The organism is Colwellia sp. MB3u-55 (assembly GCF_014076785.1).
In the GTDB taxonomy this organism is placed as follows: Bacteria; Pseudomonadota; Gammaproteobacteria; order Enterobacterales; family Alteromonadaceae; genus Colwellia_A.
The window spans coordinates 518,162-542,643 of the sequence record NZ_JACGUS010000122.1; the positions used below are offsets into that span (position 1 = coordinate 518,162).

Here is a 24,482-nt window from a genome sequence, read left to right on the forward strand (position 1 = left end):
TAGAGACACTATGAGCGCAACTGTTAGTAAACAACTCGTTGATAATATTTCAATTATTTTAAAAAAATCGCTAACCGCTGATGCGACTTTAGCTGATTTAAGAAAAAACAAGCAAGCAAGCTTTGAGGCAATATTTAAAGCAGACGCTGGTTTCAAATGTTCGGCAAATACTTTTCAGCCTTATGTTGAAGAAGTCGCGAACGATTTAATTTTTTGGCAAAAAACATCAGATCAACAAACGTTAATAGATACGGTAAAGAAAATAGAAAAGCTTTTTACCGTTTTAGCGAACTTTGAAAACAGTGCAACGGTTACTCATTAACGGTACAGCTTAAAAGTAAAAATAAAAAGGCCATCTTTATTGCACTATAAAGATGGCCTTTTGCTTTCTCTAACGTTAAAAAATGGAACGCTTATTTTTCAACATAATCTGCAAAAGTATTTTTAAACCAATCATCAAGCAATTTTTTTTCATAACTTAATGCATTATTTCTATATTTTAAGCGTCCGCCCATCATAAAACTCATATCTTTTAAATTAACATTATCGCTAAGTATTATGACTTTCTCAGCATTTATTAATGTAAATGATAGTTTTATTCTTGGAAAATAAAGGTCTTTAATCACTCTGATTTGATGTAGACCACTGGCGAGAACATCACCGGCTAAATCAATGTCTGTTACGTCTATATTAAGTATTTGAGATGCAGGTAATGCATTGGCAAGTTTTGATAAATGTTTTTCAAATTCGTTAAACATATTTTCTCGAAAGCGTTTTCGACCTTCGGTTCCTGAATCAATATCTCGGTATTTATCAGGCTCTGTCCAAGTGATGTTCACCTCAGCAGCTTGTACTGTAGGAATCGTAAAGATCATGCTGCTTAGTATTAAAGCAGTCAATAAAGTGAATAGTGGTTTAATCATCATATATCCTTAACCATAAAGTTTATTAATGCCGAGTGACTTTTTATATTTATCCTGAATAAAAACGGCGCTAAAATTATCTTAACCATAGTTACACAAGTTACTTAACTTTACTGCTTTAATCGTTGTTGTAAAAAATCTACAACCCTTTTATGACGCATTTTTACCGCTGAAATATTGAGGTGACAAATATCGGCTATTTCTTGAAATTCCAAACCTGTGCGGTAGCGTAGTAGCATAATATTACGATCAGCAAAGGACAGGTTAACCATTAATAATGAAAGTGCTGTGCCAAAATCTTCGTGGCTATTGTCATCATCGATTATATTTTCAAGATATTCATCATTGTGTTCGATAGTATCCCAACGGCGATCTCTTATCTTATTGATACATTCGTTATGGGCAATTTTAAATAGCCATGCTTTAAAAGATACCGCCCACTTAAAATTTTTTAAGTGGGCGAGTACCTTTATAATTGTTTCTTGTACGACGTCTTCGGCATCAGGCTGATGCTTAAGTAACTTTACACAGTATCCTTTTAAAATAGGTAAATAAGGTGTAATTAGTTGCTGAAAAAGACGCGTATCATAAGGCAGGCTTGCTTGCACTAGGGCAACAAGCTCGCGTTCATTAAACGTAGTCAAACCGTAAAATAAGCCTCAACTATTGCTTAATAACTTTATTAGCTAATAAGAAAGTATTCGGTATCGTCGTTAGCGACTCATCGGCTGCCATCACTTTACTCGCAACACTGCCAATAACAGCTAAGGTGCCCTTAATGTCTGTTACTTCAATAACGTCACCTATTTGGTACATCTCTCGAAGATAAACGCCAGCAACAATTTCTTGGGCCATAGCTTTAGTGCCGATACCTAAAGAAATAGCCGCCGCTAAACCGACACTGCCAATAAGTACTGTCATGATGTTATTTAGCAGAGAAACATCTATGTCTAATTGCGTAATAGATAAAGAAACAGTAATAACGATAATAATACCGCGGCATACTTCGGCAACGGAACGGCCATAGTCAACACCCGTATTCTTAGCGGCTATTTTTACACCATTAAAAACAATTTGCGCAACAAAGAAGCCACAAATTAAGACCGCGAGTGAAGCAAGTAATTTAGGTAAAAACAACACCAAAGTGTCGATTAAGCCGGAAAGTACGTTTAAACCTAAAATATCTAGAGCCGCTAATAAAAAGATAAGTAAGAAGAATGTCGAAATAAGACTAGCAACAACTTGGCTACCCGTTAAAGTAACATCCATTTTTTTCAGCAGTGAATCTAGCCCCAGTTTATTTAAAAACGTATCAAAACCAATTTTAATTAATGATTTATTAAGAAAGTTTTTAATGAGTGTTGAAATAATCCAACCGACAAGTATAAATAAAATAGCGACAATTAAATCAGGTAAAAAAGTAACCACTTTATGCCAAACAGTCATTAAGCCAGAGTAAGCTTTGTCGGTGAAGTTTTCAGTATCCATTATCTATTCTCATTATTAGTTATGCTATTGCTTGTTATCTTTGGGCAAGGTGCCATCTGTTTAAATATTGGTTTTAAAACTTTCATAAATAGGCTAATAAAAACAACCCAAAGTGAAGCTAAGCCCAATGCAACAAGATCTTTTGTACCTTGCTGATTATTTGCTGTTAATCTTGCACGCTTAAAAAGCTCATCATCTGATGTACTAAAAACAACATCTGCATCACAGCTTAATTCTTTCGCTAAACTCTTTTCTATGTCTTTCATCTCATCCTCGAGCAATAGTTTTATCGCTTTATTCTTTAACGATTGAGCCATTAAAAAGTCACATTAAATCTGTATGTTTTTTATTCTTATTTTATCTATACACATTAACTTTTTTAAATCGGGTGCATTTTACGCTAAACAATTTTGAGTTTTAACGTTAATTTAGTAAAATTAAGAAAAACTTGTGACTTTTTAGTTCCTTATCCGTTATAGAGCCAGAAATTACATCGCATTACCTGAAACTTAATAAGGATTTATCCATGAAAACTTTTAACATAACTCTGATAGCTGCATTAATAAGCTCTCCACTAGCTGCAGAAACTATTGATAAAGCATGGGAGCTTGGTGTGTTTAGCGACTACATCAAGTCAGATACAAACAAAGAACACAATACTGACTGGCAACAAATTGAATCGGGCAAAAGCCTTGGTATTGATTTACAAAAAATTATTAATGAGCGCTGGGATATTCGTTTAGAATTAGCTAAAACGCGTTACGACATTGAAAATGGTAATGATAAAGATTACGGAACACGTGCCGGTATCGATGCAATTTATAAAGTTGAAGATAGCAGTTTCTACCTTTTCACTGGTGTAAAGCGCTTTAATAATGTTAGAAGTTATAATGCGGCTAATGTAGGTGCTGGTTATAACCTTCAAATTAATGATCGTTTCTCTCTATACAGCGAAGCTGCTGTTTATCGCGATCTTGATTACGGTCAAACAGATCAAGGTATTAAATTAGGTGTAAAATATACTTTTGGCGATGTTAAAAAATCACCTGTTGTTAACAAAGCTGTTGTTAACAAACCTGTTATGGAAACAATGAAGTCAACAACGCCAGTCGTTAAAAAAGTGATGATGGCTGATACTGACAGCGATGGTGTTAGTGATAACAATGACCGTTGTGCTAATACACCGGCAAATGTAAAAGTTGATTCACAAGGCTGTACGTTATATTCAGAAAAATCAGTCGAAATTAAGTTAAATGTTATCTTTGAAAATAACAGTTCACTTGTTAAGCCAGCAATGATTGATGATGTTCAGCGTTTAGCTGATTTCATGAAAGAATACCAAAACACAAGTGTTGTTATTGAAGGACACAGTTCAGCTACAGGTAGTGAAAAATATAACCTAATGCTTTCGCAAAAACGTGCTGATACCATTAAAAACTTATTAATTAATAAGTTTTCTATCGATGCTAGTCGTTTATCTGCAAAAGGCTTTGGTGAAACACAGTTGATTGCTCAAGGAACTTCGCTTGCAGACAATAGTGTGAACCGCAGAGTTGTAGCGAAAATAGAAACTGTTGTTAAAAAAGTGATTACAAAATAAGACTAAACAGCCTAACCCAAAGGGAAGCCATTTTAGCTTCCCTTTTTTATTACTCTCAATAAAAGTCTCTTGATAAATCAGTTTACTAAATGTGTATAAAGCGCAATATTAAACTGAAATGACGAGTTATCACATGCTCAACATATATTAGCTACCCTGCACTATTTCTTTAAAGTATCAGTAGAAAATTCTAAAAGCATTTTTTCAGTAATAGGTTTACTCATATGGTAGCCTTGACCAATATGGCAACCTTGTTGCGTTAGTAATGCCATAATGCTTGCCGATTCAATACCCTCAGCGACAATCTTGAAGCCTAAATTAATGCCCACATCAATAATACTTTTAACAATAGCTTGAGACTTTTCATCGTCAAGCATGCCTAAGACAAAACTTTTATCTATTTTTAAAAAATCTAACTCCATATCACGTAAATAAGCAAATGAAGAAAAGCCAGTACCAAAGTCGTCAATAGCTAGTTTTATTTTTTTTGACTTTAATTTCTTAATTTTTTCTTGTACTGAGCCTATATCATTAAAAAATGTTGATTCTGTTAATTCAAGTTCTAATAATGCAGGGTTGATATTATACTTATCAATAAGTTGAAAGACTTGTTCAACAAAGTAAGGATCGGCAAAGTCAATGGCAGAAATATTTAACGACATTGGAATATTAGCTAACGAAGTGTTTTCCCAACTTTTTAATGTTTGGCAAGCTTTGTTTAATAGCCAATAGGTAATCTCTCGTATTAAACCGTTTTTCTCTGCTATATGTATAAAGCAGTCAGGATAAACAAGTTCATTAGGTGTTTTTTGCCAACGAATAAGCGCTTCTACACCACACAAAGAATTATCTTTTAAGCGCATTTTAGGTTGATAATGCAGTACAAAATTTTCTTCTTTAATCGCTTCACGTAATTGGCCGTCAATCATTACGCTATTAAGTGCAATTTTCTCTAATTTTTTATCAAAAAAGTGGTACGTATTCTTCCCTGATTCTTTAGCTTGGTACATTGCCATATCAGCTTTGCGAATAAGCTCATCTGAGCTAACTGAATCATCAGGCGATAAACTTACACCAATACTGCACGACATATAGTATTTTTTATCTTTAATATAAAAAGGCAATTTACATAACGCTAAAATGCGTTCATTAATTTGAACCACATGTGAAATATCATCTATGTCTTCTAGGATCACGACAAATTCATCCCCTCCTAAACGACCTAAAATATCACCCGCCTTTAATGCTGATTGGATACGATTTGCAAATTCAATCAGGTACCGATCGCCTTCTTGATGCCCTGCGGTATCATTAATTTTTTTAAAGTCATCTAAATCAATAAATAATAAACCTACTTTTAGGTTATGCCGTTTCCCCATAGCGATGGCATGGTTTAACACATCTAAAATTAATGAACGATTAGGTAAGTCAGTTAAGGCGTCATGGTTAGCTCTATACTTCAATAGTGCTTCATTTTTTCTAACATCAGTGATGTCACGACAACACCAAACTCGGCCAAAAAAATCACCATCTACAACTTCAGGCACAGAGTAAAACTCGTAAGAACGGTGATCTATAGTATCAAAGAAGCCATGCACTACCGCTAATTCATTATCTCTTATCGGCTGAATATCATTAGAAAAACTATCATGATTTACTAATCTTGACAGAAATAAGTCACAAGTAAGTACTTCGCCATTATTTAAGCGATCAACATCTAAATCCAAAAAATCAATGGCTGCTTGGTTAAGTTTTTCGATGATATTATCAGGACTAAAGCTAAAAATAGCTTCTGTACTTGCATTAAATAAAGCATCTTGCTTAGCAATAAGCTTTTCAGAATGGCGCTGAATTTTTTCATTTTTTGCAAGGTTTTCTTTTAAACTGATATTAATTTCATTGAGTTCAGTAGAAGACAGCGTGAGAGTGCGCTCCATAAATTCACGTTCGTCTTGCTGTTGGGCAAAAATATCGTCAATACCACTAATAAAGTCTTTAATACTTTTATGATTATCATATTCATGTAAATGTCTTTTTATCAGACGCTTTAATAACCTATTCATCTATTTCACATAGAGTAGTAATGGTCATTGTTTGGTTGTGTAAGGCACAAGCCTCACTGTTTAACATCGGTGAAAGTTCTCCATAAGAGTAGAATCCTGTATATGCCCATTTTTCACCCAGAATATCTTTAACAACCTCAACTTCTTCTTCACAGTAATTACCCAAGACTATTCTTCTACCTACGCAACTGATCAGTATGGCTAAGCCATTACTGTAATTATTGGGTATTCTACTCAACGCATGTTCTGCAGCAATTTCAGCACCATCAATTAAGCTACTGGTATTAGCACGCATTAACTGTACTGTTGCGCCTTCAGGCACATCTCCTGCAAACGTCATCGAACCATCTTCTTCATTGATACTCAAAATGGTTCTTGTCATTCTTTTATTATCAATTTTTAAAACCAGAGGGAATAATAAAGCTGAGGCCGGTAAATCATCGGCATGTGGACCCAAATACCTTTTATATAAAGCTAGAGCAGGACGATTATCTAATTCATAAAGCACATTACTTTTGGATTTAGTGATAGTTCTGTCAGGGCCAAACGCATCCCATCCGCCTATGCAACCATAGCCCAACGATAACCTCTCACCATAAAAACCCACTAAAACAATTTGCCCTAATTCAGTCGCATTATTATGCCAGACAAGTGTTTCATTAAAGTTGGTGCCATCACCTGCTAAGCCTCCTGTGACTAATATATCTTTAGGTAAATAAGCTTGCAAAGCATTCACTAGTTCCGTGCCATTTATTTGATGCCCATCTGACAATACCATCACATATCGAAGCCCTTCTTTATTAAGGCCATCAGCAAGATTTTTCACCACCTCAAGTACAGAGCTACCAGTAATTGATGCACTTTGAACAGAGATAAAAGAGTAGTCAAATTCAATAGCTGTTAAACATAAGCTGTCGTCATAGATCTTTGTTCCTTGAATTTCACCTGCTGTTGTACAACCAATAATATCTGCTTTTGGGTAGTGGCAGCGTATATCTGCCATTATCGCTTCATTTTTAACAAGGTCTCGGTTCCCAAAAAGTAAAACAAGATTAGCTTTTTCAATACTCTCGATGGGGCTTTCCCATCTGCCTAAAAGGTAAGTGTTCTGATGAAACTTCATGGGGCACCTACTAATTAACTATAAAAACGGGTAATTTCGCAATACTACAAACACCAATAAAATGTTTTATACTGACGCGTTATACGTTGCGCCTAATCATTTGTATAAACTGATATTATTTCATATGACTTTTTTAACTATAGCAAATAAACTTAATAGGATAATTTTTTATTTTCAGTCAAATTTATTGATACGTTCACCGAGATTAAAGGCCTATATAATTTTGGGCGAATGATTTACTTTTACTGGACTGTAATATACTTAATATGTAGTTGGTTTTTATTAAACGTTCATTAGGCATTTTTATAATTTTTTAGGTAGCTTACCAGCTTATAATAGGAAAATATGAATTCCATTGTTGTGACCATCGCCATATCATTGGACATTGCTGAGAATAAAAGAGATCTCTCATAAGGGCTCCCTTATCAAGTGTGCAATGCAGTTTTTTTTATCTTTTTTATTGCCTATTTATTACTTATTTATTACTTATTTATGCACCTAAAGGTCTCATGATTTGGTGTGAACTAAACCATCATATTGTTACATTTTGATCTTCCCCCCCCTATAAAATAAGTTAGTGTTTTTATAACCACTATTTTAAACTGACACGAAGAGAGAGTCCTATATGATACCCGTGGCACTTAAAAATAGAATTCATTTAATTTCCACTTACTTTTTTGTCAAAGAATATTACCGTTAACTACATAAGTGATACCCACTTTATACCTCTGCCAACTCACGACTAAAGTTAACCAACTGAATATTAAATAATTTACTGGCTTATTTAGTATTCATTACGCTTTATCAGTTTTCAAAGCAGCCCTAGTTCAGAAGTATATTTTTCCTAAGAGTAAATAGAGAGCAGAGCTATCGCCCAATGAAGCTAAACAATAAGAGCAGAGGGTACACGAAAATAGGATGACGCTACTAAAAAACAACAGTCAATAACTTGGGCGTAAAAACTCAACGTAACTTTTAACATAGATATTGAAACCTTTAACCAATCTGTGCGGCGGTTAAGGTTATAGCGAGTAGCTAGGATCCTTTGGCAATCAAAAAGTTCCTTTGTTACCTAAATACAAAACATGATGAATTACCCAAATTATTACCCACACAAAGTAGAGTAACGCCTCAGATAAGTCTGTTCGAATAAAAATAATAAACCATCATAAACAAAAGCAATATTCAAAAACTGGTTTATACATAGTAGGAGGCGCTTGTTTTAAATTCTAAATTATGTAGAACAGTTTAATAAGCGATAAATCGCCAATTTACACTCCGCCAAGAATATAAAAGATATATCAGTATGGAGAGTAGGTATCGTCATTTTATAAAAAACGTTTTATGTTACCTATACTTTGACAGCCTGCATTGGTGGTCATTTCACCTTCTACCATTACTTAATTATATCAGGCACTTAGAAATTGACATAAGAACAATAATCGATAAAATTACTGATAATGATAGATAAAACTATTAATAGATTGATGAGGTTGGAAAGCTCTATAGTTAACACATGTAAATATTTTTTTAATCTTAAAATAGCTGAATTAAAATATTTATCTAAAGAGCAGGCGAGACAGCTAAAAACACTTATCAACTTGGCGAGCTAATTTGAAAAATATATTATTGCTTGTCTATTGTTGAACACTTATTCGTTTTGGTCGCAGACCTCTATGAATGTTGACTTCAAGCGTTTAACATCCATAGGCTCTTGCCCCATTGCATCTAGTGTCACGTTGTGAAGCGCATTGGAAATCAAACGATTAACAATATTCCAATTTCCTTGTAATCCACATGTATCTGCCAATTCACAATCACCGCCATCCGACTTAACACACTCTGTTAATGCAATAGGCCCATCGATGGCTTCAATCACTTCTGCAATCGATATTTGATCAGATTGACTACTGAGTTTATAACCCCCATGAGATCCCCTAACTGATTCCACTAAATTGTTATGGATGAGTGACCGCATCAATTTACGCACGGTAGGTAGAGATAATGCCGTTAGCTGACACAATCTTTCTAGCGTAATTAGCTCATCGCGACCACACATTTTTAATACCACCAACAGCGCATAATCGGCCATGCGGCTAATTCTTATCATAAGTATTCTCTCGAAAATTTACTCACCTCATCTGGTCAGTAATTATATTTACTAGTATACCCCAATAGTATTCCTTTTTATTCCTAATACCACCCAGTAAATTTAATAAACGCTAAGATACTTCTGAAATAAAACCTAAAAAATGCAAGTTGTAACATTTTAGATAATATGTAAAACAAAGGTTAAGCGTTATCTCATCGAGTAAACATTCCACTCTCCCAAACAACAATAAATACCAATTTAGTATTGTATTAAATTTACGTGTCATATAAACTGACATACATTACTAAATCAGTATTCTTTATGGTGTTAGCGTTTCACAAAATACAATCGAGATCATCTACGCGTTTAAATAACCGTTAAAGATAGATCCTTGCCAAATTAATGTTTTTTATGATTTGGTCTGTGACACCACGCTATTTACTTTACACATCGACAAAAAGAGAGTTAATCATTATGAGCGAAAGCAATGTTATTGATGAGCGTATTAATTCCAGCTACGACGCGGGTTTTATCACCGATGTTGAAATGCAAACATTTGATCCTGGATTAAATGAAAATGTCATACGAAAAATATCAGCCAAAAAAAATGAACCCAAATACATGTTGGAATGGCGTTTAAAGGCCTACCAACAATGGCTAGAAATGAAGCGTCCAGAATGGGCGCAAGTCAATTACCCTGAAATAGACTTTGAAGCCATTGCCTACTATTCAAGTCCCAAAAGTCAGGACGACGCACCTAAAAGTTTAGCCGAAGTTGACCCTGAACTGCTTCGTACCTACGAAAAACTAGGTATTCCATTGCATGAACAAGAAATGCTGGCTGGTGTGGCCGTTGATATAGTATTTGATAGTGTTTCTATTATTACCACTTTTAAAGAAAAGCTTGCCGAGTCTGGCGTAATATTCTGTTCACTTTCAGAAGCAATCATCGAACATCCTGAATTAATTAAAAAATACCTGGGCTCTGTGGTGCCCGTTAAAGATAATTATTATGCCGCTTTAAACTGTTCGGTATTTAGTGACGGTTCGTTTGTTTATATACCTAAGGGGGTTAGGTGTCCAATGGAGTTGTCAACCTACTTCCGGATTAATGAGATGAACACGGGTCAGTTTGAACGTACCTTGATTATTGCTGATGAAGGTAGCTATGTGAGCTATCTTGAAGGTTGTACCGCGCCCTCAAGAGACGAAAATCAACTGCACGGGGCAGTGGTTGAGTTAGTCGCACTAGAAGGCGCGCAAATTAAATATTCTACTGTTCAAAACTGGTATCCCGGGGATGAAAACGGTAAAGGAGGTATCTATAATTTTGTCACCAAACGCGGTATCTGCCATACCAACGCAAAAATATCATGGACTCAAGTTGAAACAGGCTCCGCCATCACATGGAAGTACCCAAGCGTAATATTACTTGGCGATAACAGTGTTGGTGAATTTTATTCAGTGGCCTTAACCCGAAACGCACAACAAGCGGATACTGGGACCAAGATGATCCATCTAGGTCGTAATACTCGCAGTACTATTATTTCAAAAGGCATTTCAGCTGGCAAAGGATCTAATACCTATCGAGGATTAGTCAATATATCACCAAAAGCAGAAGGTGCACGTAATTTCACCCAATGTGATTCACTCTTAATTGGTGATAAATGTGCTGCACATACCTTCCCCTATATTGTTAGCAAAAATCCAAGTGCGATTGTCGAACATGAAGCGACAACATCAAAAGTCAGTGAAGATCAGTTATTCCTATGCCAACAACGCGGTATCGATCCTGAAAAAGCGGTATCGATGATTGTTAATGGTTTTTGTAAATCAGTTTTCAAAGAGTTGCCAATGGAATTTGCTGTTGAAGCTGGGAAGCTATTAGAGATCAGCTTAGAGGGTGCCGTTGGATAACGCGCTGCGAAGGGATCAAAAAAATTTCATGAAACAGACATCAGTCGTATTACCACACTGATAAAACTTGATTAAAAGATAATGAGGTCAATAGATGCTAAACGTTAAAAATTTAAAAGCCAAGATTGATGGGAAAGAGATCCTCAAAGGATTAAATATTGAGGTTAAACCTGGTGAAGTCCACGCCATTATGGGACCAAATGGGAGCGGAAAAAGCACGCTATCCAATGTACTAGCAGGTCGTGATAACTATGATGCGACCGATGGAACCGTCATCTTTGAAGGCAAAGACTTATTAACACTTGCGCCTGAAAATCGTGCACGAGAAGGCATTTTTCTTGCCTTTCAGTACCCGGTTGAAATCCCGGGAGTCAGTAACCTTGAGTTTTTAAAAACATCCCTTGAGTGTCTCCATACATATCAAAACAAGCCTCTTTTGAGTGCGGTAGAGTTTATGAAGCTGGCGCGTGAGAAATGTCGACTGGTTGATTTAGATGCTGGCTTTTTAAAGCGTGGTGTGAATGAAGGTTTTTCAGGTGGTGAGAAAAAACGCAATGAAATTATGCAGATGCTAATGTTAGAGCCAAAGTTATGCCTACTTGATGAAACTGATTCAGGTTTAGATATCGATGCACTTAAAGTAGTGGCTGATGGGATCAATCAGTTACGCAGTCCAGATCGTTCCTTTATCTTGATCACTCATTACCAACGATTATTGGATTACGTGCAACCTGATTTTGTACATGTATTAGCCGACGGGAAAATAATTAAATCTGGTGGAAGTGAGCTGGCGTTAGAGTTAGAAGAAAAAGGCTACGGTTGGTTAGAAAGTGGAACTGAGCAATCAGCAAATCCACTTAAGGTTTAACCATGAATAATCTACAGCAAATAACGACTGACTTTAGCAACGAGTATACCTCTCAAAAAAATCTGTGGTTACAAGGTATTCGTGATGCGGCAAGTGAACGCTTAAAAGCGCTGCAATTACCAACCAAAAAAACCGAAGATTGGAAATATCTTAAACTTGAAGAATTGTTAGCTGATGATCAACTCGACGTACAAAGCATACAAGTACTCGATTCAAAAAGTGACGACGACATTGATGAATTACTTTCGCAGTCTTTAATAAAGGACCTTAATGCGTATCGTTTAGTTTTTGTCAACGGTGTATTTGCGAATGGATTATCACACCTTGATAGTAACCCTTACAGCACTTTATTCTCTAAAGCTAACACCGCTCAGCAGCAACTCATTATTGATCATTTAGATACCAGTCATAACTACTACCACGACTATTTTTCTAGCCTTAACAGTGCACAACTTGAAGATGGTTTACTTATCCATATCCCAGGGCATTGTGAGGTCGACAAGCCCTTTTACATCGTAAATCTGACACAAGGTGCTCAGCCGAAAACAAACATGATGCGATTATTAATTATTGCTGAAACCGGCAGTAAAGCGACAATAATCGAGCATGAAGACGCACCACTCAAACACACGTCAATGGTTAATACTGTGATTGAATGTTTTGTAAATGACAAGGCGCATATCACCCATAGCCGACTGCAACTTGATGAGAGTGTCACGAGCATATGCAATCATCGTGTAAAACAAGGGCATCATAGCACTTATCAACAACATCAAATTAGCCTTGCTTCTAAATTGAAACGTAATGATCTTACGGTGTCTTTGCAGGGGGAGTATGCAAGTAATGATATTCGAGGCAGTTTTTACGGTCGCCATCAACAAACCATTGATAACCATATTTGTATGCAACATATCGCACCAAATTGTAGCAGCAATGAAGTATTTCGAGGTTTAGTGGATGACCAAGCTAATGCTGTCTTCAATGGCCGCATTCATATTCATCCAAACGCTCAAAAAACATTGGCCGAGCTCAGTAACAAAAACTTATTACTTTCAAGCACTGCCACCATCAATACTAAACCTGAACTGGAAATTTATGCTGATGATGTAAGATGTTCACACGGTGCTACAGTGGGTCAAATCAATAGTGAAGCATTATTTTATTTACAATCTAGGGGTATTCCAAGGGTCGAAGCTAAACGTCTATTGAGCCTGGCTTTTATTGCTGAAATAGTCGAACAACTACCACACAATAGTGTGCGAGAGTTTGTTACACAGCGTTCATCTAGTTTACTTTCCTCATTACACCACGAAGGAGAAAGATAACGATGTCTTCTATAGATGCAGTTGAGCAAGACAACAGGTTTAATATTGCAAAAATTCGGCAAGATTTCCCCATATTAGATCAAAAGGTTAAAGGTAAACCTTTAATTTATTTGGATAACGCGGCAACCACTCAAAAACCACAGATTGTCATCGATGCTATTAGCCAATTTTATAGTATGAATAACGCTAATGTGCATCGAGGTGCTCACACGCTGAGTGATAATGCTACTGAGCTGTTTGAAAATGCACGTAGTAAAGTGCAAAATTTTATTCATGCAAAACATGCTCATGAAATAGTGTGGACAAGAGGCACAACAGAAGCGATCAATACAATTGCCAGTGGATTAGCGCAAAGCTTTTTAAAACCAGGTGATGAAATTATTATTTCAGCAATGGAGCACCATGCCAATATTGTGCCTTGGCAAGTGGCAGCAAAGCGAAGTGGTGCCAAACTTGTGGTAGCTCCTATAAATGAAAAAGGCGAACTAAATTTTTCAATTTATAAGACGTTACTCAATAAAAATACCGCAGTTGTTGCTATGACACATGTCTCCAACACACTTGGTACGATAAATCAGGTTAAAGAAATAGTGCAATCTGCACAGCAAGTTAATGCCATAACAGTGATAGATGGCGCACAAGCCATTGGTCATGGTTTTGTTGATGTCCAAGAGCTGAATTGTGATTTTTACGTCTTCTCAGGGCATAAGTTATTTGGCCCTACGGGGATCGGTGTGTTGTATGGTAAAGAAGCTCATTTAGAGCAATTACCCCCGTTTCAAACCGGCGGAGAGATGATAAAAACGGTCACATTTCAACAGTCAACTTGGAATGAATTACCCTATAAATTTGAAGCTGGCACACCGAATATTGCGGGTGCAATAGGACTCGCAGCAGCCATCGATTATGTAAACAGCATTGACCGAGTTGGCGCTATAGCACACGAACAGCGATTGACTAATTATTGTTCAGCGTTAGCCAATAGTATGGATGATATTCGTATTTACGGCACAGCAGAAAATAAGACGGCTATTTTTTCTTTTCTCATGGGTGATGCGCATCCAAGCGATGTAGGTACTTTGCTTAATCAACAAGGTATTGCTGTTCGAACGGGTCATCACTGTACGATGCCGTTAATGAATGAACTGGGCATTTTGGGCACGGTACGCGCATCATTTTCTATGTATAACACCGAAGAAGAAGTGGCAAAGTTATTTGCAGCATTGACTAAAGTAAGAACATTCCTCTAACGAAAAATTGACATTAACAAGGGTAATATTATGACTGTAATGACTTTTGAACCAAATAAACCACGTGTGTCTTTAAGTGATAGTGCTCGTGTTTATTTGTCTCAAAAAATAAAAAACAAGCAGGCAGTTGGATTGTGTTTTTCAGTAACGAAAAGTGGCTGCAATGGTTTTAAATATGTGTTGGATTTTATTGACAATCCCAGTACGGAAGAACATTTAGTCACCATTAATGACGATGAATTAAAACTCTACATCACTCAAGAAGCCTTACCCTTTGTTAATGGCACTGAAATTGATTGTGTTACCCAGGGATTGAACAAAGTGATTAAGTTTATTAATCCGAATAGCTCAGCAGAATGTGGTTGTGGTGAAAGCTTTTCAGTCTAATTATTCACTCAAAAAAATTGAAGAATACTGATGAGTCGTTAATAAATAATGGGGCATACAGAAGCATATTATGGAAAGAAAAATAATTTTAGTGAACAGAGAATGTCCAGCACGATTAGTGCCCGACGGAACTCCAATCACCATTAAAAAAGATACCTTCGTCACTCTAACCCAATCATTAGGCGGAGCATATACCGTGCTGATTAACGGTAATATGGCACGCGTTGACGGTACTGATGGTGATGCGCTCGGCTTTGAACCTATTGTCTTGGTCTTTGAGTTGTCAGAAGAGAGATCAGGCGATGACTCCGATGATCAATCAGGGAATAACTCTGATAATAAAACCGTGCTGGAAAGCAATGTCTGGAAGGCAATATCTGCTGTTTACGATCCAGAAATGCCGGTCAACATTGTTGATTTAGGTTTGATCTATGGCTGTAAAATAGATGGTCATACCGTCGTCATTACCATGACATTAACCGCTCCAGCTTGTGGTATGGGACCCGTATTGGTCGAGGATGTAAAATACAAAGTTGGGCTAGTGCCTAATGTCGATACAGTAAACGTGATTCTAGTGCTTGACCCGCCATGGAGTCGTGAAATGATGACGGAAGAGGCTCAATTAGAGCTAGGGTTATTCTGATGACTAAATTATCTATTGCCAGCTTATCAGAAAGTCCTTTTGGTAGTGAAATCAAGTCGGGAGACATCAAAGACACACTAATTTTCTTTGATGATTGGGAGGATCGTTACCGTTATATCATCGACCTTGGCAAAGAGCTTCCTACCGTACCCGTATCCTATCGAACAGACGAAAATCTTATCGTTGGCTGTCAAAGTCAGGTATGGCTGATATGCGAATATGATGAAATAAATAATATGTTGTTGATGGCTGTCGATAGCGAAGCTCAAATTGTTAAAGGATTAGCGGCAATTGTCCTCAGTGCCTTTAATAAAAGCACCCCTCAAGCAGTAACCAATTTTAATATCGACGCCTTCTTTACTGACATTGATTTATTCAGTCATTTAAGTTCGATGCGTGGTAATGGTTTACGTGCCATGGTTAAAAAAATATTACACATCGCCAAGCAATATAGTTGAAGCACATTTCAATTAAAACTAAATTAACTAATATATCAATAAGTTAATAATAAAGGTTACGAGGAGTGATAAATGGATATAATGAAAGAAATTGAAGAACATATCAATAATAATGCAGTTATCATTTTTATGAAGGGTACGTCAGAACGACCTCTATGCGGGTTTTCTGCTATCGCCGTAAAAGCCTTAATTGCTTGCAGTGAAAATTTTGTTTCTGTGGATATATTAGCTAATCCAGAAATTCGAGCAGCATTACCCGTCTACGGAGATTGGCCAATTTTCCCTCAAGTTTGGGCTAATGGTCAGTTGATTGGCGACGGCGATATTATCAGCGAACTCAATCAAAATGGCGAGTTAAAAGTCATTATTTCAGCAGCCGTGAAAAGTGCTGCGACAAAGCAGACTAAAGCGAGCACTATACCCGTTCCACTTGAAGATGCAGTTTCAGCCTTTGTGTCGTCACAGCAAAATTTGAGGGCAAAAGCATGTTAGCTAAACATAAGTTGGTACTCTCAGCCATTGCGCCTTTAATGTCTGAAATAATGCACCTGTCCACGCAATTGATAACCTAGAAACACAGCTGCCAACAGCGTAATCAATACCGTATCTTATAAACGTAGGAGGTCACTTTTTGGCCTCAAGGTCGATCACTATCATGAGTAACATTAAACAATCACTATTGGTCGCTGGCGAAAAACTTCGTGATGCGGATAAGTTGGCTTTTATTCCAGTAAAAATTATTGCGAGTGAAAAAGCAACCACCTTAAAAAAACCTAGTTGGTTAAAAATAAAGATACCAAGTAACACCGCTAAGGTAACAGAAATTAAACAAGCGATGCGTAAGCATAATTTAAACTCAGTGTGTGAAGAAGCGTCATGTCCTAATTTACATGAATGTTTTAACCACGGCACAGCAACGTTTATGATCTTGGGTGCTATTTGTACTCGCCGCTGTCCATTTTGTGATGTCGCGCATGGTAGACCCTTACCAGTGAGTGCAGAAGAGCCAGAAAAGTTAGCCGCAACAATACGTGACATGAAATTAAAGTATGTGGTAATCACTTCGGTCGACAGGGATGATCTTCGCGATGGCGGTGCTCAGCATTTTGTTGACTGTATTAAAGCCATACGTAAAGAAATACCTCATATAAAAATTGAAATTTTGGTGCCTGACTTTAAAGGTCGAGTAGAACGAGCACTCAACATTTTAAGTCAGGCACCGCCCGATGTGTTTAACCATAACTTAGAGACTGCACCACATATGTATCGTGAAGTTCGTCCGGGGGCAAGTTATAAAAATTCATTGGAGTTGTTAAGTCGTTTTAAAGCCATGCACCCACAGGTCGCGACAAAATCAGGATTAATGATGGGGCTTGGCGAGACAAATGATGAAATTTCCGCCGTATTAAACGACTTGCGTAAACATAATGTAGAGATGCTAACGTTAGGGCAATACATGCAACCGAGTAAGCATCATCTTGCGGTTAAACGCTATGTACCTCCAGAAGAGTTTGATGAGCTGGGTATTATCGCTAAAAGACTTGGTTTTACTCATGCTGCGTGTGGCCCTTTGGTACGTTCAAGTTACCATGCAGATCTTCAAGCCTCGGGTAAAGAAATAAAATAATAAAACTGTATAGGATAAAACATGAATAAGAAATTTAATCCCGAAAAAGTCATCGATGTTGTTCACTGGAATGATAGCCTGTTTTCTTTTAAGACCACACGCAGCCAAGGACTCCGCTTTAGAAATGGGGAATATATCATTATTGGCTTAGCGCAAGATGATGCTAGGCCGATCTTACGTGCTTATAGCATCGCTAGTGCAAACCATGAAGATTATTTGGAATTTTTCAGCATTAAAGTTGAAGGCGGTGCTTTCACCTCTAAATTACAACATTTAACGATTGGTGATGAAGTTATTATCGGCAGTAAACCAACCGGAACCGTGGTTATTGATGATTTACGCGATGGTCGAAATTTATTGTTAATAGGTACTGGCACGGGGCTAGCTCCCTTTTTAAGTATTATCAAAGATCCTGAAACTTATGAACGTTTTGAAAAGGTTATATTATTCCATGGCGTAAGATATGCCAATGAATTGGCATATAAAAACATACTTACTGAAGATCTGCCTAATCACGAATATCTGGGTGAAATGATTACTGAACAGCTCATTTATTATCCATGTGTTACACGAGAGCCTTATAAAAATCAAGGACGAATAACTGATTTATTACGAACGGGAAAGTTATCTCTTGACCTTGGTATAGCTAAACTTGACCCAGAGTTTGATCGTGTGATGTTGTGCGGTAGTCCTTCAATGTTAAAAGATACCTGTGCCATTTTAGATGAAAGAGGCTTCAAAGAAAGTCCTAAAAAAGGAATACAAGGCGACTACGTTGTTGAAAGAGCTTTTGTTGAAAAATAACAGCTTTATTCCATTAAAAATTAAGTAGCAATGGTCTAAATATTATAGGTTGTATTTATCAAATCATCTAAATTTCGTCATACAAAAACAAATAAAAATCAACCAGTAACAGATGTTTTTCATGTCTGTAAAAAAGTAGTGGTTCTTTGCATATTCTCATGTATCGCAATTGAGGTTAAAAATCGAACTGACCTATCAAACGATCGAAAAATATTATTCGAGTGATATACTAAATCTAATTCGCACACCACCATTTATCTATTCCATAGGGTCTAAAAAACCAGAATAACATGCAGGAAAAAATACAATGAAACCTACGCACGATACCTTGTTAGAATGTTTGAATCAGGCATTTCCCGATGCTATTATCGAGATTGAGGACGAGAGCGAATAGCATACTGGTCAAGTAGACGCTGACCATTATCGAGTTCAAGTGCTTGACGCCAGATTCAATAGATTACATCGTATAGTCCGGCATTGTCTTATTTATAATGCAATGTCTAACTGAGGTCAGAACAGGTGTATGCACTTAATATTATTCCTATGACTCTAAAAGAAGCTGCACAGGCAAAGAATGATCCACTCACAGCTGCGCGGCTTGATATCGAGTATGTAACCAATGTGTTTTACGTCGGTTGCTAACCACAGCGGCAAGATATCAATAGGAGAAATCAGTCAAGGAAAACTTTACATCAGCATGAGCGGTGGTTGCCAGGGATGTCCATCTTATCAGGTAACATTACGACAGGGACTCGAAGTCATACTGAAAAAGATCGCTCCAAAAATCGAGGAGGTTGTCGATACGACCAACCCCTCAGCGGGAAAACAACCATTCTACCCAAGTCATGAGGAGGCCCTATGACAAATCGACTGCCCCAGCAAACGACTCCAACCATAGTTACGCTAGACGATCTCGCTAAGCTAGCAAACTACTCGCTCATGGATACGCTCAACTGCGATCCTGATGCGAGAGAAAATGGCGTAGACCATAGTCCACGACAAGTATTTACCGGGCACTATGTTCCCGTCAAGCCAACCCCTATCCAAGACCCTGAGTACGTTACTCATAGTAAAACCTTTTTCCGTGAACTGGGTTTTTCCGACAGCATGGCGCAGTCGGCTGACTTCATTCGACTGTTCTCTGGCGACCTAACAGAGGTTCCAGCGCCGCTGCGCAAGTTTGGTTGGGCTACAGGCTATGCATTGTCTATTTACGGTAGCGAATACTATCAACAGTGCCCTTTCCAAACGGGTAACGGCTACGGAGACGGTCGCGCAATGTCTGTGCTTGAGGCAGTTATTAACGGTCAACGCTGGGAAATGCAACTAAAAGGCGGAGGACGTACACCATACTGCCGTGGCGCTGATGGTCGCGCCGTGCTGCGATCAAGTGTGCGCGAGTTTTTAGCACAAGAGCACATGCACGCGCTTGGAGTAGCCTCGTCGCGGTCGCTGAGCTTATACGTGTCGAAAACAGAGCAGGTTAATCGACCGTGGTACGCTGAAGGCTCACGTTCACAGGATCCCGATAGGCTTATATCTGAGGCGGTCGCCATTTCTACGCGCGTCGCACCGTCATTTATTCGTGTGGGTCAGCTAGAACTGTTCAGTCGCCGTGTTCACAAGCAGGAACACCCACAAGCAATGGCAGAGCTTGAGATGATTGTACTGCACTTGATCGATCGTGAGTACAGCGACATCATTGACAATATACTTTCCATGGCTGAAAAAGTGGTGCTGCTCGCGCGCGCGTTCCGCAACCGTTTGACGTCACTGGTAGCCAACTGGATCCGTGTCGGTTATTGTCAGGGCAACTTCAACAGTGACAACTGCGCGGCAGGTGGCTTTACACTCGATTATGGCCCCTTCGGGTTTTGCGATGTATTCAACCCGCAATATCAACCATGGACAGGAGGCGGTCATCACTTTTCGTTTATGAATCAGCCTGTGGCAGCAGAACGAAATTTCAACATGTTTTGTAAGGCGTTGCAGCCACTCGTGGCATTACATCAGGATGCTATAAAAAATCTCGACGAGATTCGCACGGGTTTTACAACCGTAATGCAAGAAAAAATGGAAAAAATGTGGGCTGAAAAACTTGGGCTGCAGACATTTAATGCGGAATTATTGCGCGAACTCGAAACACTGATGGCGCAAACTGCGGTTGATTACACCATTTTCTTCCGAGAACTATCAACGGTGCCTAGCGATATTGGCCCACTCAAAAAAAGCTTCTACAAAAACGCGACGTATAATGCAGATCCCGAAGGAATCGACAAGCGCTGGTCAGCGTGGCTCACAACATGGAAATCTCTTAACGCCAGTACGACCGACCCTAGCACTACCGAAGTAAATAGTGCCCGTTCTCCAGTTGAGCTCTCTAGGCAGATGAAACTTGTCAATCCAAAATATAATTTGCGAGAGTGGTTCGTTGTGCCTGCGTATCAACAAGCGAGCATAGGGAATTACTCGTTAGTGCAAGAGTTGCAGGAAGTCATGACGCAGCCATATGCCGAGCAATCAATTGATATGGAAAAAAAATACTATCGGCTGAAGCCACTTGAGTTCTTCGAAACCGGTGGGTTATCCCATTACAGCTGCTCGTCATGACTTATCGCTTAATGATCAATTTATCTATATCGAGTGCACAATGAGCATAAACATAATCCCTACTATTGACCTGCTTTACGCTGGCCAAGTACCACTAATTCCCGCGCACGCGCCTGCCCCCAATGGTCAGATGTCAGATACACGCGGAAGGCTCTTGGGCGATCTACGCATTTCAGTCACCGACCGATGTAACTTCCGTTGCACTTATTGTATGCCCAAGGAAGTCTTCGGAAAAGGCTACCAATACCTGCCACAATCCGAACTATTGAGTTTCGATGAGATCACACGCATGGCGCGACTGTTTGTTGCACACGGTGTTACAAAAATTCGTCTTACCGGTGGCGAACCCCTACTACGTAAAAACCTCGAGGTGTTGGTTGAAATGCTGGCCGCCTTAAAAACACCAAACGACAAGCCACTTGATATCGCGCTTACTACCAATGCCACGTTATTACCCAAGAAAGTAAAAGCGCTTAAAGCCGCAGGCCTTAATCGGATTACCGTTTCCCTCGACTCTCTTGATGAGGTGACATTCCGGGCTATGAACGACGTTAACTTCCCTGTAGCCGATGTATTAAAGGGGATCGATGCGGCACATGATGCTGGTTTTAGCGCCATTAAAATTAACATGGTGGTTAAGAAGGGTGTCAATGATCAAGATGTCGTTGCCATGGCGCGGCATTTCAAAGGCAGCGGGCATATTGTCCGCTTTATCGAATTCATGGATGTGGGTTCTTCTAATGGTTGGCGCATGAAGGATGTTATTTCTTCGGCTGAGATTGTACGTATGGTCAATGCTGATATGCCGCTTGTCGAAGCAAAGTCCAACTACAGCGGTGAAGTTGCCAAACGTTGGAATTATGCCGATGGTAGCGGCGAAATTGGGGTTATATCCAGTGTAACGCAAGCCTTCTGTTCTACCTGCACACGCACCCGACTTTCAACTGATGGCAAATTGTTCACTTGCCTATTCGCACAGTCGGGCCATGATCTACGCGCACTTATGCGTTCAGGTAAGAGCGATACGCAAATTACCCGTGCCATAGGATTAATTTGGAATCAGCGTGAGGATCGCTATTCACAACTTCGAACAGAAGAAACGACAGGCAACAAAAAAGTGGAGATGTCGTATATCGGTGGCTGATATTTTCAGCCATAACGACACTTTAAAACCATGTAAATTTTTAAAAGTAATATAAAAAACCCAAACAGAAAATACTGTGCTGAGCTTTTTATGCACTAACAAAGATTATGCTTAGAAGTCGTCGAGTACTGCACCTTTACTGGCACTGGAGGCGTTAAAAGCAAACTTGGCTTGCACCCCACGGTTATAACGTGGCGTTGGCGCTTGCCAGCCTTTTTTACGTTCAGCAAGCTCATCATCGCTGATATTCAGTTGCAGTAGTAACTGTTTAGCATCAATGGTGATGGAGTCGTCTTCTTCAATGAAGGCGATGTTACCACCTGCAGCGGCTTCAGGCGCGACATGTCCGACGACCATTCCCCAAGTACCACCAGAAAAACGGCCATCAGTAATTAAGCCAACGCTTTCTCCCAAACCTGCGCCAACAAGAGCGCCTGTCGGTGCCAGCATTTCTGGCATACCTGGGCCACCTTTAGGACCTAAATAGCGCAGTACCATGACATCACCCGCTTTAATTTTACCCGCCAATATGGCCGCGAGAGCAGTTTGTTCGTCGTTGAAGACACGAGCTGGGCCGGTCATTACGGGGTTTTTTAAACCGGTGATCTTAGCCACACAACCTTCCGGTGACAAGTTACCCTTAAGAATGGCCAAGTGACCCTGCTGATACATAGGGTTGCTGATAGGACGAATCACATCCTGATCTGCTCGTGGCACCTCAGGCACGTATGTCAGTACTTCTGCAATGGTCTGTCCTGTTATAGTCAAACAGTCGCCATGCAGTAGACCGGCCACCAATAATATTTTCATGACTTGTGGGATGCCACCAGCTTGATGCAAATCGACAGCCAAGTATTCTCCGCTAGGTTTGAGGTTGCACAGTACGGGGGTCTTTTGGCGGACTCGTTCAAAATCGTCAATAGTCCATTCCACTTCAGCCGCATGGGCGATAGCTAAGAAGTGAAGCACGGCATTAGTTGAGCCACCGGTGGCCATGATGACCGCCACAGCGTTTTCAATTGATTTACGGGTCACAATATCACGCGGTTTGATATTCTGGCGGATAGCTTCAATCAGTACCTTGGCAGACTCTGTCGCGGAATCTACTTTCTCATCATGCGGGTTAGCCATGGTTGATGAGTAGGGCAGAGAAATACCCAGTGCTTCAAATGAGCTCGACATAGTATTCGCTGTGTACATACCACCGCAACTACCGGTGCTTGGAACAGCTCGGCGTTCGATTTGCAACAAGTCTTCATCGCTCATTTTTCCAGCAGCATGTTCGCCCACGGCTTCGAAAACACTGACAATATTAAGTGCTTTCCCCTGATACTTTCCGGGCAGTACGGTACCACCATAAACATAAATAGAAGGCACGTTGGCACGCAGCATACCCATTAGGCCGCCAGGCATATTCTTATCACAACCTCCAATGACTAATACGCCATCCATCCACTGACCCTGTACGCAGGTTTCAATACAGTCAGAGATCACTTCGCGGCTGATTAATGAATACTTCATGCCCTCGGTACCCATGGCCATACCATCAGAAATTGTCGGGGTACCAAAAACTTGAGCATTCCCCCCCGCTTCTTTAATCCCCGCTATTGCGGCATCAGCCAACTTTTGCAGGCCACTGTTACATGGAGTAATAGTGCTGTGCCCATTGGCGATACCCACCATAGGTTTATTGAAGTCTTCTGCCTTGTAACCCATAGCATAATACATCGATCGGTTCGGTGCGCGTGAAGGCCCTTCTGTAATATTTTTACTACGACGATTGATTTGGTCGCTGGTATTTTTGCTGTTTTGCGTCATGATGTTTCTCGTCGGAAATAAATGTGGGTAAACATAAAGTATGCACTAGGGAATAAAGCTATTCCAGATATTTAGCATGACTCAATCCCTCCAAAAGCCAAGTTAATATATAAAATATGGTATTTACATTATTACTCTCTAAATAAAATACCCCACCTTTGCATTGCCCTCAACTTTCGTAGGCCATCATTAATGCTTGCATCGTTAACCCCTTATCAGCGATCAATTTAGCAAGTAATTCAATATGCTCATTTCTTTTGGTAATCACAATGACTAAGCTGCCATGGTTTACGGATTTTTTGATGCTGTTAACAATCATTTCATCTCTAGCTTGGTTACAAG

25 protein-coding genes are annotated in these 24,482 nt (G+C 39.1%); 16 read left to right on the forward strand and 9 right to left on the reverse strand.

Going from position 1 to position 24,482, the window contains the following annotated elements; translation table 11 throughout:
- The first annotated feature begins 10 nt into the window (after positions 1-10).
- The gene (locus tag H4J66_RS18540; RefSeq protein WP_182176381.1) at positions 11-322 is read left to right on the forward strand and encodes a hypothetical protein; all 312 of its coding nucleotides are present in this window, start codon (positions 11-13) and stop codon (positions 320-322) included.
- 91 nt (positions 323-413) lie between these two features.
- On the opposite strand, the gene H4J66_RS18545 is transcribed toward H4J66_RS18540, so the two are convergent.
- The 4 genes from H4J66_RS18545 to H4J66_RS18560 form a co-directional block, all read right to left on the reverse strand.
- Complete coding sequence (locus H4J66_RS18545; RefSeq protein ID WP_182176382.1) at positions 414-923, reverse strand: DUF3016 domain-containing protein; 510 nt, start codon at positions 921-923, stop codon at positions 414-416.
- A gap of 110 nt (positions 924-1,033) precedes the next feature.
- Positions 1,034-1,567, reverse strand: a complete 534-nt coding sequence (gene sigX / locus H4J66_RS18550; RefSeq protein WP_182176383.1) for an RNA polymerase sigma factor SigX — start codon at positions 1,565-1,567, stop codon at positions 1,034-1,036.
- A gap of 19 nt (positions 1,568-1,586) precedes the next feature.
- Positions 1,587-2,411, reverse strand: a complete 825-nt coding sequence (locus tag H4J66_RS18555) for a mechanosensitive ion channel family protein (protein ID WP_182176384.1) — start codon at positions 2,409-2,411, stop codon at positions 1,587-1,589.
- Positions 2,411-2,677, reverse strand: a complete 267-nt coding sequence (locus H4J66_RS18560) for a hypothetical protein (RefSeq protein ID WP_182176385.1) — start codon at positions 2,675-2,677, stop codon at positions 2,411-2,413. The genes H4J66_RS18555 and H4J66_RS18560 overlap by 1 nt, the downstream gene beginning before the upstream one ends.
- Positions 2,678-2,937: 260 nt before the next feature.
- Here H4J66_RS18560 and H4J66_RS18565 point away from each other — a divergent pair, with 260 nt between their 5' ends.
- Entirely contained in the window at positions 2,938-4,011 is a 1,074-nt protein-coding gene (locus tag H4J66_RS18565; RefSeq protein WP_182176386.1) for an OmpA family protein, read from the forward strand.
- A gap of 161 nt (positions 4,012-4,172) precedes the next feature.
- Here H4J66_RS18565 and H4J66_RS18570 read toward each other — a convergent pair whose 3' ends face one another.
- From H4J66_RS18570 to H4J66_RS18580, 3 genes are all read right to left on the reverse strand, one after another.
- Positions 4,173-6,074: a bifunctional diguanylate cyclase/phosphodiesterase gene (locus H4J66_RS18570; protein ID WP_182176387.1), complete on the reverse strand. Its 1,902-nt coding sequence runs from the start codon at positions 6,072-6,074 to the stop codon at positions 4,173-4,175.
- The gene (locus H4J66_RS18575) at positions 6,067-7,197 is read right to left on the reverse strand and encodes an FIST signal transduction protein (protein WP_182176388.1); all 1,131 of its coding nucleotides are present in this window, start codon (positions 7,195-7,197) and stop codon (positions 6,067-6,069) included. Before H4J66_RS18575 ends, H4J66_RS18570 begins: the two co-directional genes overlap by 8 nt.
- Positions 7,198-8,848: 1,651 nt before the next feature.
- Positions 8,849-9,307: an SUF system Fe-S cluster assembly regulator gene (locus H4J66_RS18580; protein WP_182176389.1), complete on the reverse strand. Its 459-nt coding sequence runs from the start codon at positions 9,305-9,307 to the stop codon at positions 8,849-8,851.
- Positions 9,308-9,763: 456 nt separating this feature from the next.
- Here H4J66_RS18580 and sufB point away from each other — a divergent pair, with 456 nt between their 5' ends.
- The 14 genes from sufB (at position 9,764) to moaA (ending at position 22,322) form a co-directional block, all read left to right on the forward strand.
- The gene (gene sufB, locus H4J66_RS18585; RefSeq protein WP_182176390.1) at positions 9,764-11,206 is read left to right on the forward strand and encodes a Fe-S cluster assembly protein SufB; all 1,443 of its coding nucleotides are present in this window, start codon (positions 9,764-9,766) and stop codon (positions 11,204-11,206) included.
- Between the two features lie 94 nt (positions 11,207-11,300).
- A complete protein-coding gene (sufC, locus tag H4J66_RS18590; protein ID WP_182176391.1) occupies positions 11,301-12,074 on the forward strand; it encodes a Fe-S cluster assembly ATPase SufC in 774 nt (257 codons plus the stop codon).
- A 2-nt stretch (positions 12,075-12,076) separates the two neighbouring features.
- Positions 12,077-13,399 (forward strand): Fe-S cluster assembly protein SufD, encoded by a 1,323-nt coding sequence (sufD, locus tag H4J66_RS18595; RefSeq protein ID WP_182176392.1) that lies wholly within the window; start codon positions 12,077-12,079, stop codon positions 13,397-13,399.
- Between the two features lie 2 nt (positions 13,400-13,401).
- A complete protein-coding gene (locus H4J66_RS18600) occupies positions 13,402-14,649 on the forward strand; it encodes an aminotransferase class V-fold PLP-dependent enzyme (RefSeq protein WP_182176393.1) in 1,248 nt (415 codons plus the stop codon).
- Positions 14,650-14,679: 30 nt separating this feature from the next.
- Positions 14,680-15,036 (forward strand): iron-sulfur cluster assembly accessory protein, encoded by a 357-nt coding sequence (locus H4J66_RS18605; RefSeq protein ID WP_182176394.1) that lies wholly within the window; start codon positions 14,680-14,682, stop codon positions 15,034-15,036.
- Between the two features lie 70 nt (positions 15,037-15,106).
- Positions 15,107-15,679 (forward strand): putative Fe-S cluster assembly protein SufT, encoded by a 573-nt coding sequence (gene sufT / locus H4J66_RS18610; RefSeq protein ID WP_182176395.1) that lies wholly within the window; start codon positions 15,107-15,109, stop codon positions 15,677-15,679.
- Positions 15,679-16,137 (forward strand): SufE family protein, encoded by a 459-nt coding sequence (locus tag H4J66_RS18615; RefSeq protein ID WP_182176396.1) that lies wholly within the window; start codon positions 15,679-15,681, stop codon positions 16,135-16,137. Before sufT ends, H4J66_RS18615 begins: the two co-directional genes overlap by 1 nt.
- 72 nt (positions 16,138-16,209) lie before the next feature.
- On the forward strand, positions 16,210-16,629 hold the full coding sequence (locus H4J66_RS18620; RefSeq protein WP_182176397.1) for a glutaredoxin domain-containing protein: 420 nt from the start codon (positions 16,210-16,212) through the stop codon (positions 16,627-16,629).
- Positions 16,623-16,709: a hypothetical protein gene (locus H4J66_RS18625; protein WP_259369188.1), complete on the forward strand. Its 87-nt coding sequence runs from the start codon at positions 16,623-16,625 to the stop codon at positions 16,707-16,709. The genes H4J66_RS18620 and H4J66_RS18625 overlap by 7 nt, the downstream gene beginning before the upstream one ends.
- An 83-nt stretch (positions 16,710-16,792) precedes the next feature.
- A complete protein-coding gene (gene lipA / locus H4J66_RS18630; protein WP_182176398.1) occupies positions 16,793-17,764 on the forward strand; it encodes a lipoyl synthase in 972 nt (323 codons plus the stop codon).
- A 21-nt stretch (positions 17,765-17,785) separates the two neighbouring features.
- Positions 17,786-18,568: a ferredoxin--NADP reductase gene (locus H4J66_RS18635; RefSeq protein WP_182176399.1), complete on the forward strand. Its 783-nt coding sequence runs from the start codon at positions 17,786-17,788 to the stop codon at positions 18,566-18,568.
- A gap of 619 nt (positions 18,569-19,187) precedes the next feature.
- A complete protein-coding gene (locus tag H4J66_RS18640) occupies positions 19,188-19,430 on the forward strand; it encodes a NifU family protein (protein WP_182175635.1) in 243 nt (80 codons plus the stop codon).
- Complete coding sequence (locus H4J66_RS18645) at positions 19,427-21,178, forward strand: YdiU family protein (RefSeq protein ID WP_182176400.1); 1,752 nt, start codon at positions 19,427-19,429, stop codon at positions 21,176-21,178. The genes H4J66_RS18640 and H4J66_RS18645 overlap by 4 nt, the downstream gene beginning before the upstream one ends.
- Before the next feature lie 130 nt (positions 21,179-21,308).
- On the forward strand, positions 21,309-22,322 hold the full coding sequence (gene moaA / locus H4J66_RS18650) for a GTP 3',8-cyclase MoaA (protein ID WP_409049369.1): 1,014 nt from the start codon (positions 21,309-21,311) through the stop codon (positions 22,320-22,322).
- 111 nt (positions 22,323-22,433) lie between these two features.
- Here moaA and ilvD read toward each other — a convergent pair whose 3' ends face one another.
- Positions 22,434-24,140 (reverse strand): dihydroxy-acid dehydratase, encoded by a 1,707-nt coding sequence (gene ilvD, locus H4J66_RS18655; protein ID WP_182176402.1) that lies wholly within the window; start codon positions 24,138-24,140, stop codon positions 22,434-22,436.
- Positions 24,141-24,309: 169 nt separating this feature from the next.
- Positions 24,310-24,459, reverse strand: coding sequence for a hypothetical protein (locus H4J66_RS18660; protein ID WP_182176403.1), 150 nt, complete (start codon positions 24,457-24,459; stop codon positions 24,310-24,312).
- Positions 24,460-24,482: the final 23 nt, after the last annotated feature.

Coding starts and splice junctions, on each gene's coding strand:
- H4J66_RS18540 (WP_182176381.1), top strand. CDS start 11: ATGAGCGCAACTGTTAGTAAACAACTCGTTGATAATATTTCAATTATT.
- H4J66_RS18545 (WP_182176382.1), bottom strand. CDS start 923: ATGATTAAACCACTATTCACTTTATTGACTGCTTTAATACTAAGCAGC.
- H4J66_RS18555 (WP_182176384.1), bottom strand. CDS start 2,411: ATGGATACTGAAAACTTCACCGACAAAGCTTACTCTGGCTTAATGACT.
- H4J66_RS18560 (WP_182176385.1), bottom strand. CDS start 2,677: ATGAAAGACATAGAAAAGAGTTTAGCGAAAGAATTAAGCTGTGATGCA.
- H4J66_RS18565 (WP_182176386.1), top strand. CDS start 2,938: ATGAAAACTTTTAACATAACTCTGATAGCTGCATTAATAAGCTCTCCA.
- H4J66_RS18570 (WP_182176387.1), bottom strand. CDS start 6,074: ATGAATAGGTTATTAAAGCGTCTGATAAAAAGACATTTACATGAATAT.
- H4J66_RS18575 (WP_182176388.1), bottom strand. CDS start 7,197: ATGAAGTTTCATCAGAACACTTACCTTTTAGGCAGATGGGAAAGCCCC.
- H4J66_RS18580 (WP_182176389.1), bottom strand. CDS start 9,307: ATGATAAGAATTAGCCGCATGGCCGATTATGCGCTGTTGGTGGTATTA.
- sufB (WP_182176390.1), top strand. CDS start 9,764: ATGAGCGAAAGCAATGTTATTGATGAGCGTATTAATTCCAGCTACGAC.
- sufC (WP_182176391.1), top strand. CDS start 11,301: ATGCTAAACGTTAAAAATTTAAAAGCCAAGATTGATGGGAAAGAGATC.
- sufD (WP_182176392.1), top strand. CDS start 12,077: ATGAATAATCTACAGCAAATAACGACTGACTTTAGCAACGAGTATACC.
- H4J66_RS18600 (WP_182176393.1), top strand. CDS start 13,402: ATGTCTTCTATAGATGCAGTTGAGCAAGACAACAGGTTTAATATTGCA.
- H4J66_RS18605 (WP_182176394.1), top strand. CDS start 14,680: ATGACTGTAATGACTTTTGAACCAAATAAACCACGTGTGTCTTTAAGT.
- sufT (WP_182176395.1), top strand. CDS start 15,107: ATGGAAAGAAAAATAATTTTAGTGAACAGAGAATGTCCAGCACGATTA.
- H4J66_RS18615 (WP_182176396.1), top strand. CDS start 15,679: ATGACTAAATTATCTATTGCCAGCTTATCAGAAAGTCCTTTTGGTAGT.
- H4J66_RS18620 (WP_182176397.1), top strand. CDS start 16,210: ATGGATATAATGAAAGAAATTGAAGAACATATCAATAATAATGCAGTT.
- H4J66_RS18625 (WP_259369188.1), top strand. CDS start 16,623: ATGTTAGCTAAACATAAGTTGGTACTCTCAGCCATTGCGCCTTTAATG.
- lipA (WP_182176398.1), top strand. CDS start 16,793: ATGAGTAACATTAAACAATCACTATTGGTCGCTGGCGAAAAACTTCGT.
- H4J66_RS18635 (WP_182176399.1), top strand. CDS start 17,786: ATGAATAAGAAATTTAATCCCGAAAAAGTCATCGATGTTGTTCACTGG.
- H4J66_RS18640 (WP_182175635.1), top strand. CDS start 19,188: ATGTGTTTTACGTCGGTTGCTAACCACAGCGGCAAGATATCAATAGGA.
- H4J66_RS18645 (WP_182176400.1), top strand. CDS start 19,427: ATGACAAATCGACTGCCCCAGCAAACGACTCCAACCATAGTTACGCTA.
- moaA (WP_409049369.1), top strand. CDS start 21,309: ATGTCAGATACACGCGGAAGGCTCTTGGGCGATCTACGCATTTCAGTC.
- ilvD (WP_182176402.1), bottom strand. CDS start 24,140: ATGACGCAAAACAGCAAAAATACCAGCGACCAAATCAATCGTCGTAGT.
- H4J66_RS18660 (WP_182176403.1), bottom strand. CDS start 24,459: ATGATTGTTAACAGCATCAAAAAATCCGTAAACCATGGCAGCTTAGTC.